13 protein-coding genes are annotated in these 12,189 nt (G+C 69.2%); 6 read left to right on the forward strand and 7 right to left on the reverse strand.

All coding sequences use genetic code 11. The features are described 5' to 3' along the window. Positions 1 to 17: 17 nt before the first annotated feature. The 3 genes from QJS31_RS14005 to QJS31_RS14015 form a co-directional block, all read right to left on the reverse strand. Complete coding sequence (locus QJS31_RS14005; RefSeq protein ID WP_306356886.1) at positions 18 to 188, reverse strand: hypothetical protein; 171 nt, start codon at positions 186 to 188, stop codon at positions 18 to 20. Between the two features lie 241 nt (positions 189 to 429). Further along, the gene (locus QJS31_RS14010) at positions 430 to 1,599 is read right to left on the reverse strand and encodes an ABC transporter permease (RefSeq protein WP_306356887.1); all 1,170 of its coding nucleotides are present in this window, start codon (positions 1,597 to 1,599) and stop codon (positions 430 to 432) included. Positions 1,600 to 1,889: 290 nt separating this feature from the next. Next, positions 1,890 to 3,431, reverse strand: a complete 1,542-nt coding sequence (locus tag QJS31_RS14015) for an ABC transporter substrate-binding protein (RefSeq protein ID WP_306356888.1) — start codon at positions 3,429 to 3,431, stop codon at positions 1,890 to 1,892. 382 nt (positions 3,432 to 3,813) lie between these two features. Between QJS31_RS14015 and QJS31_RS14020 the strand changes: the two genes are divergently transcribed. Next, complete coding sequence (locus QJS31_RS14020; protein ID WP_282781858.1) at positions 3,814 to 4,224, forward strand: cupin domain-containing protein; 411 nt, start codon at positions 3,814 to 3,816, stop codon at positions 4,222 to 4,224. Positions 4,225 to 4,359: 135 nt separating this feature from the next. Here QJS31_RS14020 and QJS31_RS14025 read toward each other — a convergent pair whose 3' ends face one another. Together QJS31_RS14025 and QJS31_RS14030 are read right to left on the reverse strand one after the other, a co-directional pair. Further along, the gene (locus QJS31_RS14025; protein WP_306356889.1) at positions 4,360 to 4,689 is read right to left on the reverse strand and encodes a hypothetical protein; all 330 of its coding nucleotides are present in this window, start codon (positions 4,687 to 4,689) and stop codon (positions 4,360 to 4,362) included. After that, complete coding sequence (locus QJS31_RS14030; RefSeq protein WP_282781854.1) at positions 4,689 to 5,897, reverse strand: Rieske 2Fe-2S domain-containing protein; 1,209 nt, start codon at positions 5,895 to 5,897, stop codon at positions 4,689 to 4,691. The genes QJS31_RS14025 and QJS31_RS14030 overlap by 1 nt, the downstream gene beginning before the upstream one ends. A 196-nt stretch (positions 5,898 to 6,093) precedes the next feature. Here QJS31_RS14030 and hsaA point away from each other — a divergent pair, with 196 nt between their 5' ends. The 4 genes from hsaA to hsaB are packed head-to-tail and all read left to right on the forward strand — an operon-like array spanning position 6,094 to position 9,646. Further along, a complete protein-coding gene (gene hsaA, locus QJS31_RS14035) occupies positions 6,094 to 7,263 on the forward strand; it encodes a 3-hydroxy-9,10-secoandrosta-1,3,5(10)-triene-9,17-dione monooxygenase oxygenase subunit (RefSeq protein ID WP_282781852.1) in 1,170 nt (389 codons plus the stop codon). 3 nt (positions 7,264 to 7,266) lie between these two features. Continuing rightward, a complete protein-coding gene (hsaD, locus tag QJS31_RS14040) occupies positions 7,267 to 8,145 on the forward strand; it encodes a 4,5:9,10-diseco-3-hydroxy-5,9,17-trioxoandrosta-1(10),2-diene-4-oate hydrolase (protein ID WP_282781850.1) in 879 nt (292 codons plus the stop codon). Between the two features lie 2 nt (positions 8,146 to 8,147). Continuing rightward, positions 8,148 to 9,047 (forward strand): iron-dependent extradiol dioxygenase HsaC, encoded by a 900-nt coding sequence (gene hsaC / locus QJS31_RS14045; RefSeq protein ID WP_372341595.1) that lies wholly within the window; start codon positions 8,148 to 8,150, stop codon positions 9,045 to 9,047. A 14-nt stretch (positions 9,048 to 9,061) separates the two neighbouring features. After that, entirely contained in the window at positions 9,062 to 9,646 is a 585-nt protein-coding gene (gene hsaB, locus QJS31_RS14050; RefSeq protein ID WP_282781871.1) for a 3-hydroxy-9,10-secoandrosta-1,3,5(10)-triene-9,17-dione monooxygenase reductase subunit, read from the forward strand. A 135-nt stretch (positions 9,647 to 9,781) separates the two neighbouring features. Here the strand turns inward: hsaB and QJS31_RS14055 are convergent, their stop codons facing one another. After that, positions 9,782 to 10,744, reverse strand: a complete 963-nt coding sequence (locus QJS31_RS14055) for an AraC family transcriptional regulator (RefSeq protein WP_306356891.1) — start codon at positions 10,742 to 10,744, stop codon at positions 9,782 to 9,784. A 77-nt stretch (positions 10,745 to 10,821) separates the two neighbouring features. Next, positions 10,822 to 11,748: an NADP-dependent oxidoreductase gene (locus QJS31_RS14060; RefSeq protein ID WP_282781843.1), complete on the reverse strand. Its 927-nt coding sequence runs from the start codon at positions 11,746 to 11,748 to the stop codon at positions 10,822 to 10,824. Between the two features lie 222 nt (positions 11,749 to 11,970). Here QJS31_RS14060 and QJS31_RS14065 point away from each other — a divergent pair, with 222 nt between their 5' ends. Beyond that, positions 11,971 to 12,156 (forward strand): DUF433 domain-containing protein, encoded by a 186-nt coding sequence (locus tag QJS31_RS14065; protein ID WP_282781869.1) that lies wholly within the window; start codon positions 11,971 to 11,973, stop codon positions 12,154 to 12,156. Positions 12,157 to 12,189: the final 33 nt, after the last annotated feature.

Genomic DNA, 12,189 nt, shown 5'->3' on the forward strand with positions numbered 1-12,189 from the left:
AGACGGGCGGGGGCGCATCATCGGGCCTCACCCGACCATCCGGGGAGGATTGGGCCGCCGCGCGGGCCGACACCGCCGGGTGCGGTATGAGACCCGGCCACCGGAATGTCGATGGGATGCGCGGCCGGCCACGGCCCGGCCAGCGCCGACCCCACCAACACCAGCGCGGGCAGCACGACGAACCACAACCGTGCACGAGACCGGAGAGTGGACGGGCGTGAGCGCATCACCGGACCTCACCTGCCGCTCCGGGGAGGACCGAGCCGCCCCGGCGGGCGACAGACCGCCGAGCGGTTGCGCGGTTGACCGGCGACCCCGTGCCATCGCCCGGCCACACGCGGCCGGGCATCGAACTTGTCCTCGGCGCGGGCCGGGTGCTGCCGATTCGCACGCCGCGGCCGACCTCGGCAACGCGGGGCCGGGTGGGGTTCATCGGCGGCCTCCGGCCAGGGCGTCACGGATCAGGTCGGCGGTGAGCAGCATGAGGGTGATGACGGCACCGGCGAGCGCGGTTACGCCCGCCACCAGGGGTGCGTCGCGGTCGGCGGCGGCGGAGGCGAGGACCGAGCCGATGCCGGGGTAGTTGAAGACGGCCTCCACCACGACGGCTCCGCCCAGGAGCATGCCGGTGGAGGTGGCCAGGCCGGTGACGATGGCGGGCAGCGCACCGGGGAGCATGTGGCGCAGCAGTATTCGGGATGGCGCGAGGCCGTCCAGGACGGCGGCGTCCACATGCGGTTCCCGGGCTTCGTCGGCGAGGGCGGCGCGGACGATGCGGATATTCCAGCCGGTCTGCGGGACGGTCAGCGCCAGCACCGGCAGGATCAGCATGTCCAGGCTGGCCGGGCCGCCGTCCGCCCCGGTGATGGTGACGGCGGGCAGCCATCCGGCCCAGAGCGAGAGCAGCGCGACCAGCGCCACCGCCACCACGAATTCGGGCAGCGCCAGCATGGCGGTGGCGGTGCCGGAGATGGCGCGGTCGAGCGGACCGCCGGGGCGCAACGCCGCCCAGCACCCCAGGGCGAGCGCGGCCACGGCGGTGAGCAGCAGCGCGAGCCCGCCGAGCAGCAGGGTGTTCGGGAAGGCCCCCGACACCAGCTCCCGCACCGGCACACCCCGCGCCGACAGCCCGAGGTCCCCGGTCGGCAGCCCGCTCAGCCATTCCCAACAGCGTTGCAGCACCGGACGATCCAGCCCCAGCATGACCCGCCGCCGCTCGACGTCCGCGGCGCTCTCGCCCCGTTCGGCGGTAGCCGACGCGGCATCACCGGGTAGCAGGTCGACGGTCACGAACACCAGTACCAGCAGGATCACCAGCAGCAGTGCGCGTTTGGCGAGGAGCAGTGCGACGCGTCCCACCCAGCGCAGCGGTCGCGGATGCGCCGCCGTGCGCGGTAGTCCCCGGTAAGCACCCGAACGCGGTGAGCTCAGTCGTCTCGCAGTGTGCCGCCACCCGTCGTGCCGCACCCGCCGCAGCACGCTGTCGCGCCCCGCCCGGTACGGCGCACCGTCGCTTCCCTCATGGCGCTGCGCTCCACCACGGCGCACCTCGCGCCGCGCTCCGTCCCTCCCCGCGCCGAGCAGCGCACCACGTATCACCCGGCGAGGCAACCCATCTCGCCGCACCGGGCGAGGCAACCCATCGCCGCCCTCGTGGCGCCGACTCCGTTGTTCCGGTAGCGCGCCGTGCTCCGCCGAAGAACCGCGGCCCGGACCAGCCATCGAGGACGAGTCCGCCTCCGGGGTGCGCGGCTGCGCTTGCCCACCCTGCGCCCGTGGCGCAGACTGCCCAAGCGCGTCCGACACCGGCCCAGCCGAGCCCGACACAGCCCCGCCCGGCACAACCGCCCGGCCCGGTTCGTCCGGGTCGGCGTGGTGGTCGAGGGGTGTCAGCGGGCCAGCCATGCGCCTTCGAGTTGCACCCTTCCGTATCCGGGCAGCTTCGGCAGGCCGCGGACCGCCGAGCCCGCGAGGTCGATGCCGTCGGCCATGCCCCACAGCAGGTAGCCGGAGCGGTCGTATTGGATGCGCTGGAGTTCGTGCAGCAGGTCCGCGCGCGCCCCGGCGTCGGCGGTCGCCACGGCGGTGCGGTAGGTCTCGTCGAATTCGGTGTCGCGCCAACCGGCTTCGTTCTGCCCGCTGTCGGAGACCATGGTCTTGCTGGCGAAGAACAGGACGGAGTCGTTGGTGCCCCAGTAGGTGGTGTAGAGGTCGCCTTTCAACCAGGTGTCGTCCCAGAACGAGCCCGACTCCTGTTTGACCACTTCCACCTTCACCCCGGCTTCGCGGACCTGGGTGGCGAACAGCGTCGCCGATTCGGCCAGTCCGGCGATGTCCTCGGTGGTGTACAGCGAGTAGGTCTTGGCGGTGTCGAATCCGGTCTCGCGCAGCAGCTTCTTCGCCGCGTCGAGATCCCGGGTCCGCTGTGGGATGTCGCGGGCGTACTCCGGATCGCCGGTGCCGAGGATGTCGTTGCCGACGGTGCCGTACCCCGACAGCACCTGCGTCACCATGGCCTCGCGGTCGACGGCCAGCCGCAACGCCTCCCGCACTCGGGGGTCGGCGAAGGGGCTGCCCTCGGCGGTGCGCATGACGATGGGCATGGCCATGTCGTCGGCGCGCCGGACGGTGCGAATATCCCTGCGGCCCTCCGCCGTTCGCGCCGCCACCGCGCCCACATTGGAGGCCAGGTCGATCTGCCCGGACATGAGCGCCGAGGCCATGGCCTGCGGGCTCTCGAAAATGCTCACCTCGATGGCGTCGAGATGCACCTCGCCGCCGTACCACTGCTCGTTGCGCACCAGCCGGGCATTGCCGCCGCGGAACCACTCCAGCACGAACGGCCCGGTGCCCGGGGCGTTCTCGATATCAGTGGTCCCGTCGGGCACCACGAAGGTGGTGAGCCGGGTCAGTTGCGGCAGTTCGGCATTCGGGTAGTCGGAGACGAGCACCACCGTGCCGTCACCCTCGACGGTGATATTGCGCGCCTGGATGCCCGGTAGACGCGAGGCCCCGGCGGGCGTTTCACGCAGTCGCCGCAGCGAATACACGACATCGGCGGCGGTGACCGGCCTGCCGTCGTGGAATGTCGCGCCGGGCGCGATGGTGAAGCGCCAGGTCGTCAGGTCCGGCGACGCCTGCCACGCGCTGGCCAATCGCGGTGCGGTGATGGTGTTCTCGCCCGGCACGGTGAGGGTGTCGTAGCGCAGACTGAGAATCAGGTAGTCGCTCTCGTTGGCCTGCGTACCGTGCGGATCGCGGGTGATGGCCCCGGGCCGCCCCAGCGCTCCCACCCGCAGCGTGCCGCCCCGCCGCGGCGGTCCGGACTCATCGACCGGCGCGCCGGATTCGTTGCCGCCACAGGCGGCGAGCAGCAGGGCGAGGCTGAGCCCGCCACCGGCCTGGAACAACTGGCGTCTGGACAGATCCACGTCGTCCTCGTTTCGACTGGCGACACAATGCGATTAGGTTTGCCTACCCTGTTTGATTGTCGTACACAAGTCGGCCGGGGACACCGCCGTTCAGACCGCGATCACCTCGGGCTTGTCCACGGCCCGCCGATACCGCCCCGGAGCCAGGCCGTATTCGCGCTCGAGCGCCTAGGCGAATGCGGACCGGTAGCCGATCCGGCGCGTCACGGCCGCCAGAGGCGCGTCGGTATCGCGCGGCAGGCATGCGGCGGTGAGCAGACGCCAGCGGGTCGGATATGACAGCGGCGGTTCCCCACGGTGGCGGTGAAGCGGCGGGCCAGCGTGGCACACGAGACCCCGGCGGCGGCCTCAACGTGACGGGCATGAGCCTAGATTGGTGGGCATGAGCGACGACCGACCGCCACTGGCCGCCGAACTGGATCTGCTCCCGCATCCGGAAGGCGGCTGGTATCGGGAAACCTGGCGCAGCCCGGTGGAATTCACGCCGCCGGGCTACGACGGACCGCGCGCCAGCGCCACGGCCATCTACTTCCTGCTGCTGCCCGGCGAGAAGTCCGCCCCGCACACCGTGGCCTCGGACGAACTGTGGCTGTGGCATCGCGGCGGACCGCTGGCGCTGAACATCGACGGCGAGGAGATCATCCTCGGCCCCGATGTCGAGCGGGGCCAGCGGCCGCAGGCGATCGTGCCCGGCGGCGTCTCGCAGGCGGCCCGCCCGCTCGGCGACGACTACGTGCTGGTGAGCTGCGTGGTCGCCCCGGGCTTCGACTTCGCCGACTTCCGGCTGGACTAGCCGAATACGCCCGGCACGGTCACGCCCCGCACCCCGCGCAGCGGCAGCATCTGCGCGGCCGCGCTGACGGTGTCGAATTCACCGCTGGCGCCGCGCACATCCGAGGTCGGGGCATGCCGGATACGGCGGTCACCGTCAGGAATCGATCTCGAGCATCCCCTCGGCGACGGCGTGCTCGATGGTCTTCTCCAGCTTGGGGCAGGAGTCGGGCTTGCCGAAGATCGGCCCGGCCTCGGCCATGCGGCGGAAGACCGGGCAGTGTGCGGCCGGGTCGGCCGTCCACTGCACCGTCTTCTGGTGGGTGCTGTGCTTGCGCACCAGTACCTCGGTCCCGCAGGACTGGCAGGCGAGCGGGGTGAAGCCCGCCTCCATGTAGTGCTTCTTGTCCTCGACCGTCTGGGCGCGCACCAGTGCCTGCCGCTCCGGACTGTCCGCGAAATCGGGTGCCTTCGCCCAGTTGGTCATCAGACGTTCGCCTCCTGCGTGGTCGCGGCCGCCTCCGCCTCCCGCTTCTTGCGCAGGTTCTCGGCGACCTCCAGTTCCCATGCCTCGTTGGCCTTGGACGTGTCGACCTCGAATTCGAAGCGCTGCGTCGAGCGCGGGTCGACATCGGCCACGTCCACGTAGAACTGGTCGTACCAGCGTCGCAGCTGGTAGACCGGGCCGTCCTCCTCGGTCAGCAGCGGGTTGTCGATCTTGGACTTGTGCTTCCAGATCTCGACGTCCTGCAGGAAGCCCTCGCTGATGCCGTCGGTCATCTTCTCGGCGAAGCCCTGCGCCTGCTCGTCGGGCAGCCCCTTCGGCTTCTCCAGGGTGACGCCCCACTGCAGTACGAAGGAGTTCTGCGTGACCGGGTAGTGGCAGTTGATGAGGACCGAATTGACCTCGAAGCCGCTGTAGATGTTCTTCAGGGGGTTGATCATGTACGACGGCCCGAAATACGACGCCTCCGACTCCAGCAGCACGTCCACACCGGCCTCGGCCGCGGAGCCGATATCGGGGCGGCCCTTGGTCTTCAGGTACTGGGTGGCGATGTGGCCCTCGAAGACGTTCTTGAAGTACGTCGGGAAGGCGTAGTGGATATAGAAGAAGTGCGCCATGTCCACGACGTTGTCGATGATCTCGCGGCAGTTGGAGCCCTCGATCAGCATGGTGTGCCAGGTCCACGGGGTCCAGGCGTCGCTCATCCGCTCCAGCGGGTTGCCCTCGGCGTCGATGAACGCGCCGTCGATGTAGGGAATGGTCACCTCGTCCGGCGGCGGGTTGCCCTCGTGGTCGTGCCAGACGAACAGTTGTCCGTTGCGCTCGAGCGCGGTCCAGGCGCGGGTGCGGGCCAGCGGTGGCACGCGCCGCGCGTAGGGGATCGCCTTGCATTTGCCGTCGCCGCCCCAGCGCCAGTCGTGGAACGGGCAGGCGACCTCGTCACCCTTGATCTCGCCCATCGACAGGTCGCCGCCCAGGTGGCGGCAGTACGCGTCCAGTACCTGCAGGTCGCCGCCGCTGTCGGCGAAGATCACCAGTTTGGTACCGAAGACGTTGACCGAGTGCGGCTTTCCGTCGCGGAAGGTGTCGGCCAGGCCCAGGCAATGCCAGCCCCGGGCATACCGGGTGGGCATGCTGCCCACGTCGATCTCACGGACCTTTCCGCGGGGCCCCTGGGGGGTTGTTGCCATCGTCCATCCTCCTCTGGAAGTACTAGAACACGTTACAAAATAGTCGGGGTTATGCGCCAGCCAGAGATCGATGAGCAGGCGAGAGCCGCATTCGACCACGGGAGTCGCCATGTTCTCGACACGGAATAGGAACGTGTTCTAGTCTCGAACCCAGACGAATACGTTCCCGATCTACCAGGCAGGAGCAACTGGCGAGATGACGCAAGAAGTAGTGGAGCGGGTCGAGGCGCTGCTGCCCACGTTGCGCGACCGCGCACAGGAGGCGGAGGACCTGCGCCGCCTGCCCGAGGAGTCCGTCAAGGATCTGCAGGAGACCGGGTTCTTCAAGCTGCTGCAACCGCGCCAGTGGGGCGGGCACGCCGCCGACCCGGTCGTCTTCTACGACACCGTGCGCAAGATCGCGAGCGCCTGCGGTTCCACCGGCTGGGTGGCGGGCATCATCGGCGTGCACAACTGGCACCTGGCCCTGTTCGACCAGCGGGCGCAGGAGGAGGTCTGGGGCGAGGACACCGACGTCCGCATCTCCTCGTCGTACGCGCCCATGGGTGCGGGCCTGGTGACCGAGGACGGCAGCGGCTACACCGTGAAGGGCTCGTGGGCCTGGTCCTCCGGCTCCGATCACGCCGACTGGGTGGTCGTCGGCGGACCGGTGATCAAGAACGGCAAGCCGGTCGATTTCGGCTCGTTTCTCATCCCCCGCACCGAATACCGCATCGACGACGTGTGGAACGTGGTCGGCCTGCGCGGTACCGGATCCAACACGGTCGTGGTCGAGAACGTGTTCGTACCCAAGCACCGCTTCCTCAGTTTCCGTGCCATGAGCGATCTGAAATCTCCTGGCCTGGAGCAGAATACCGATCCGGTGTACAAGATGCCGTGGGGCACCATCCATCCCACCACCATCTCCACCCCGATCGTCGGCATGGCCTACGGCGCGCTGGAGGCGCACGTGGAGCACCAGGGCAAGCGGGTCCGCGCCGCCTACGCGGGCGAGAACGCCAAGGACGATCCGTTCGGCAAGGTGCGTATCGCCGAGGCCGCCAGCGATATCGACGCCGCGTGGCGGCAGCTGTCGGGCAATGTGGCCGACGAGTACGCCTACCTGGTCGAGGGTCGCGAAGTCCCCTTCGACGTGCGGGCGCGCGCCCGCCGCGACCAGGTCCGCGCCACCGGTCGCGCCATCTCCTCGATCGACAAACTGTTCGAGGCGTCCGGCGCCACCGCGCTCGCGAACGGCACTCCGCTGCAACGGTTCTGGCGTGACGCCCACGCCGGACGCGTGCACGCCGCCAACGATCCCGAGCGCGCCTACGTCATGTACGGCACGCACGCCTTCGGGCTCCCGATCGCGGATACGATGGTGTAACCGATGACCGCAGTGGGAGAAATCACCTTCGAATCCACCTCGCGCTACGCGCAGGTGCGGCCGGATCTGACACTGCACTACCACGAGGCGGGGGTCGGCAACGGCCCCACCATCGTGCTGCTGCACGGCGGCGGTCCGGGCGCGAGCTCGTGGTCCAACTTCGCCAAGAACATTCCGGTGCTGGCAAAGGACTTTCACGTCCTCGCCGTGGACCAGCCCGGCTTCGGACGCTCCGACAAGCCGGTGGACCACCCGCAGTACTTCGTGCACAGTTCCACCGCACTGAAGGATCTGCTGGACACCCTGGAGATCACCGAACGCGTGCATCTGCTGGGCAATTCGCTCGGCGGCGGCACGGCCACCCGGTTCGCGCTGGACTTCCCGGACCGGGCGGGCAAGCTCGTACTCATGGGTCCGGGCGGACTGAGCACCAACCTGTTCGCGCCGGACCCCACCGAGGGCGTGAAGCTGCTGTCCAGGTTCAATGTCGAGCCCACGAAGGAGAACCTGGAGGCGTTCCTGCGGATCATGGTGTTCGATCAGTCGCTCATCACGCCGGAACTCATCGAGGAACGCTTCGCCTCCGCCTCCGCGCCCGAGGCGCTGGCCGCCACCCGTGCCATGGGAAAGTCCTTCGCCGGAGCGGATTTCGCCAAGGGTATGATCTGGCGCGACGCCTACAAACTGCGGCAGCCGGTGCTGATGATCTGGGGCCGTGAGGATCGCGTGAACCCGATCGACGGCGCGCTGGTGGCGTTGAAGATGATCCCGCGCGTGCAACTGCACGTGTTCGGCGGCTGCGGCCACTGGGCGCAGCTGGAGAAGTTCCACGAATTCAACCGGCTGGCAACCGACTTCCTGCTCGGTGGCAAGGAGAAGTGAGCATGGGGATTCGAGCGCTCGGATATATGCGCATCGAGGCCACCGATATGGCGGCCTGGCGCGACTACGGGCTCAAGGTACTCGGCATGATGGAGGCTCCCGGCCCCGATCCGGACGCCCTCTACCTGCGCATGGACGACTTCCCGGCGCGCCTGGTGATCATCCCCGGCGACAAGGACCGGCTGCTGGTCTCCGGCTGGGAGGTGGTGGACGCCCCGGCGCTGCAAGCGCTGCGGGAGCGGCTGTCCGGGCACGGGGTGGCGTTCAAGGAGGCCACCAAGGAGGAGCTCGCGGATCGCCGGGTGGAGAACATGATCCGCTTCGAGGATCCGTCCGGGAATGTGCTGGAGGCGTTCCACGGGGCGCAGTACCTGGCGCGGCGGTTCGTGAGCCCGTACGGGCACAAGTTCGTCACCGCCGAGCAGGGGCTCGGGCACGTGGTGCTCACCTGCACCGACGACGCCGCCGCCCAGGCGTTCTACCAGGATGTGCTCGGCTTCCGGCTGCGCGACTCCATGCGGCTGCCGCCGCAGATGGTGGGGCGGCCCGCCGACGGCGATCCGGCCTGGCTGCGGTTCTACGGCTGCAATCCGCGCCACCACTCGCTGGCCTTCCTGCCGCTGCCCAACCCCACCGGTATCGTGCACCTCATGGTGGAGGTGGAGAACTCCGACGATGTCGGGCTCTGCCTGGACCGCGCGCTGCGCAAGAAGGTGAAGATGTCGGCGACGCTGGGGCGGCACATCAACGACAAGATGCTGTCGTTCTACATGAAGACGCCCGGCGGGTTCGACATCGAATTCGGCTGTGAGGGTTTGGAAGTCGAAGACGAGTCGTGGATCGCCCGGGAGTCGACGGCGGTCAGCCTGTGGGGTCACGACTTCAGCGTGGGATTCAAGTGAGCGACGGGGCGGAGATGACGACCGAGGAGTTCCCGGCGATCGACGGGCGCGGGTTTCGGAATGTGCTGGGGCAGTTCTGCACCGGCATCACCATCATCACCACCTTCGACGAGGTCGAGGGAGTGAAGACGCCGATCGGGTTCGCCTGCCAGTCCTTCGCCGCCCTGTCCCTGGAACCGCCGCTGGTGCTGTTCTGCCCCACCAAGGGCTCACGCTCCTGGGCGGCCATCGAACGCAACGGGCGGTTCAGCGTGAGCATCCTCGCCGAGGACCAGCGAGAGGTGTGCGCCCGCTTCGGTTCCCGCGAACCCGACAAGTTCGCCGGAACCCCCTGGCACACCTCGGATCTGGACCTCCCGGTGCTGGACGGCGCATTGGCCACGATCCAGTGCACGGTGGCCGATGTGCGCGACGGCGGCGATCACTTCATCGTGATCGGACGGGTCCTGGCCCTGTCGGAGGCCACGGCCTCCGGCAGGCCGCTGTTGTTCTACCGGGGGCAGTACACCGCCATCGAGCCGGAGAAGACCACGCCCGCGCCGTGGCGAGCCGATCTGGAGCATTTTCTCACCACCACCACGTTGGATACTTGGTTGTAGCGAGTCGGGAGGGGTTCGAGGGCTCCGCACCGGGAGTTCGGGGGCTCGTCCCTCGTCGCCTCCGGTGGTGAGTTCGCGCTGGTTCGGACTAACCGCCCCCGCGAATTGCGTTCGCGGGGGCCGGTTATCGTTCGATCAGGCGGCGACGCGGGTCTGGCGGCGGTATTGCCCCGGGGGCAGGCCGTACTCGCGTTTGAAGGCCTTGCCGAAGGCGAACTCGGAGGTGTAGCCGGTGCGGGCGGCGATCTGACCGACCGGGATGTCGTCTTCGCGCAGCAGCCGAGCGGCGGTGGTGAGCCGCCAGCGGGTGAGGTAGGCGAGCGGTGGTTCGCCGACCATGGTGGCGAAGCGTTTGGCGAAGGCAGCGCGGGACAGGCCCGCGCGGTCGGCCAGGGATTGCACCGTCCAGGCGGCCCCGGGGTCGGCATGGATGGCGGCCAGGGCGGGGGCGACCGCCGGGTCACGCAGCGCGGCGGCCCAGCCCACCGATTCCGAGGCGGGCTGGTCTTCGATCCAGGCCCGCAGGATGTACAGCAGCAGGGAATCGATGAGCGCGGGCACGATGCCGTGCGAGCCGATACGCGGATTGTCCAGCTCCGCGCCGAGCAGTTGCACGGCCGCCGTCAACTCCGGATAGTGCCCGTGGCGGGCGGGCAGGTGGATGAACTCCGGCAGCTGCCGCAGCAGCGGATGCCGACGCGACCCGTCCAGGTGGTAGTTGCCGCACAGCAGGCTGGTGCGCGGTCCGTCACCGCCGAGCGAGACCGCGCCCACCGGTGGCCGCCCCGAATACTGTTCCGGCCGAGGCTCTTCCGCCGGAGTGTCGGGATGATCGGCGAGGATGTGGCCCGCGCCGTCACGCAGGAAGATCACGTCGCCGGGTCCGAGCGCGACCGCTTCGGACGAGTCGGCCGAGGGGATGATCCAGCACGTCCCGTGCAGCACCACGTGGAACCCCGCGCCCAGCACCTCGGGCAGCCGCATCGCCCACGGCGCGCGCCCGTCGGTGCGCACCGAATTGGGCGCACCGGTCCGCATCGAGGCCAGCGCCTCGCTGAGCACGTCCATCCACCACTCGCTTCCCTCGAAGTCCACCATTGCCGCGCGACCTCGAATCACTCCGAGCCACACGTATCACGCGTCATGGGTGGTGGCCGGGCACGATCCGACGGTGGTCAGTTCACCGCCAGCACCACCTTGCCCACAGTCTGCCCGGACCCCACCAGCTCATGGGCGGTGGCCGCCTCCTCCAGCGGCAGGGTGCGCGAGACGTGCGGGCGGATCTTGCCCGCGTCCACCAGTTCCGCGATGGCCTCCAACGCGGCGTAGTCGGGTTCGACCGAGACTCCGGCGAAGCGGCGGCCCGCGGCCTCCACCTGCGCCGCGCGCTCGGGGTTGAAGTGCTCCATGATGCTCACCAGCACGCCGCCCGGCTTCAGCACCCGCAGCGAGCGCTCACCGTCGGCATTGGAGTCGAAGACCACGTCGAGGTCGCGCAGGACCTCGGCGTAGTCGGTGGTGCGGTAGTCGATCACCTCGTCCGCGCCCAGTTCCCGCACGAAGTCGTGTTTGGCGGCGCTGGCCAGTGCGATCACGTGCGCCCCGCGGGCCTTGGCGATCTGCACGGCCAGATGGCCGACCCCACCGGCCGCCCGGTGGATCAGCACCCGGTCGCCCGCCGTGATACCGGCCCTGTCGACCAGGCCCTGCCAGGCGGTGAGCGCGGCCAGCGGCAAGGCGGCGGCCTCGACGTGGCTGAGGGACTTGGGCTTACGCGCCACCTGACGCGAGGGCGTGGCCACGTATTCCGCGTAGCCGGTGGCGGCGCGCGGGAAGAACGGCATGCCGTAGACCTCCTCGCCGACCGCGTACCGCGCCCCCGGGGCGACGGCCTCGACCACGCCGGAGATATCCCAGCCGACGCCGAAGGGCGGCTCGCCCAGCAGCGGGATGGCCCCCGCCCGCACGGCCACGTCGACCGGATTCACCGAGCTGGCGTGCACGCGCACCAGGACCTCGCCGGACAGCAGTTCCGGCCGCTCGATCTCGGCGACCTCGAGCACCTCGGGTCCGCCGATCGACTTCTGAATCACCGCACGCATTGTCACTCCCGTTGTTGTTCCGTTCGATCCGATACGGCAACACTACGAATGATCGGCAAGACGATGTATGGCTCAGAATCTCGAAATTTGGTCTGAACGTCTTCCCGATGAGATGGACCATCCGGTAGGCGGAGTCATCGGCAGGCGGAGTCACAGGGGACGAACACCGTGCCCACAGAGAAGGATTACCGTTCCCGCGTAGCGTTCGAGGCCGTGGCCGAGATGGAACGCATTACGTCCGATCCCCGCGTGTGCCGGGGGCTGCCCGTGGTCCGGGGGCTGCGGTATCCGGTGGCGCTGCTCGCGGATCTCCTCGGCGCGGGGGTGAGCGCCGAGGAGATCCTGTCCGACAATCCGGGGCTCGAGGCCGCGGATCTGTACGCGGTGTGGCGGTACGCGGCCGGATAGCGGGCCGGGCCGCGACCTGTAGGTCGCGGCCCG

Origin of the sequence: Nocardia sp. CC213A (genome assembly GCF_030766805.1) — a bacterium.
GTDB classification, from domain to species: Bacteria; Actinomycetota; Actinomycetes; order Mycobacteriales; family Mycobacteriaceae; genus Nocardia; species Nocardia otitidiscaviarum.